This is a genomic window from Arthrobacter sp. 05T423 (assembly GCF_056396245.1).
This window is the reverse complement of record NZ_JBFTLC010000090.1, coordinates 1-1,398: the sequence shown is the minus strand read 5'-3', so window position 1 is coordinate 1,398 and position 1,398 is coordinate 1. Positions and strand designations below refer to the sequence as shown.

The 1,398-nt window shown below is 64.5% G+C and carries 1 protein-coding gene; it reads left to right on the top strand.

Annotated elements, in window-relative coordinates; all coding sequences use genetic code 11:
• Positions 1–1,398 (top strand): amino acid permease (locus tag AC1DFE_RS24020; RefSeq protein WP_476908330.1); only part of this gene is annotated, 1,398 nt, incomplete at both ends.

Below are 1,398 nucleotides of genomic sequence, written 5' to 3'. Positions count from 1 at the left end.
GCCGAGGACAAGGGCTACCACAAGAGCCTGAAGCCGCGGCAGATCCAGATGATCGCCATCGGCGGCGCGATCGGAACCGGCCTGTTCCTCGGCGCCGGCGGCCGGCTCAACGCCGCCGGGCCGTCCCTGGTCATCGCCTACGCCGTCTGCGGCTTCTTCGCCTTCCTGATCCTGCGCGCCCTCGGCGAACTCGTCCTGCACCGGCCCTCCTCCGGCTCCTTCGTCTCCTACGCCCGCGAATTCTTCGGCGAAAAGGCAGCCTTCGTCTCCGGCTGGTTCTACTGGATCAACTGGGCCACCACCACCATCGTGGACATCACCGCCGCCGCGCTCTACATGAACTTCTTCGGCCACTACGTCCCTTGGATGGCCGACGTYCCGCAATGGGCCTGGGCCCTGACCGCCCTCATCGTCGTCCTCGGCCTGAACCTCGTCTCCGTCAAGGTCTTCGGCGAAATGGAATTCTGGTTCGCCATCATCAAGGTCGCCGCCCTCGTCGCGTTCCTGCTCATCGGCACCTACTTCGTCATCTTCGGCACCCCCGTCCCCGGCCAGGAAACCGGCTTCAGCCTCATCACCGACAACGGCGGGATCTTCCCCAACGGCATCCTGCCCATGATCATCCTCATGCAAGGCGTCCTGTTCGCCTACGCCTCCATCGAACTCGTCGGCACCGCCGCCGGCGAAACCGAAAACCCCGAAAAGATCATGCCCAAGGCCATCAACTCCGTCGTCTTCCGCATCGCCGTGTTCTACGTCGGATCCGTCATCCTCCTGGCCCTGCTGCTGCCCTTCACCTCCTACCAAAAAGGCGTCAGCCCCTTCGTGACCTTCTTCGGCTCCATCGGCATCCAGGGCGTGGACGTCATCATGAACCTCGTCGTCCTCACCGCCGCCCTGTCCTCCCTGAACGCCGGCCTCTACTCCACCGGCCGGATCCTGCGCTCCATGTCCGTCGCCGGCTCCGCCCCCAAGTTCGCCCAGCGCATGAACAAAGCCGGCGTCCCCTACGGCGGCATCGCCATCACCGCCGGCGTCTCCCTGCTCGGGGTCCCGCTGAACTACCTCGTCCCCTCACAAGCCTTCGAGATCGTCCTGAACATCGCYTCCGTCGGCATCGTCGTCACCTGGGCCACCATCGTCCTGTGCCAGATCCAACTCAAACGCTGGGCCGACAAGGGCTGGCTCAAACGCCCCTCCTTCAGGATGTTCGGCGCCCCCTACACCGGCTACCTCTCCCTGCTCTTCCTCATCGGCGTGCTCGTCATGGTCTTCATCGACTCACCACTGACACTGTTGGTCACCCTCATCGCCATCGCCCTCATGGTGGCCGGCTGGTACGCCTGCCGCAAACGCATCCACGAGATCGCCGAAGCCCGCGAAGGCTTCACCGGCATG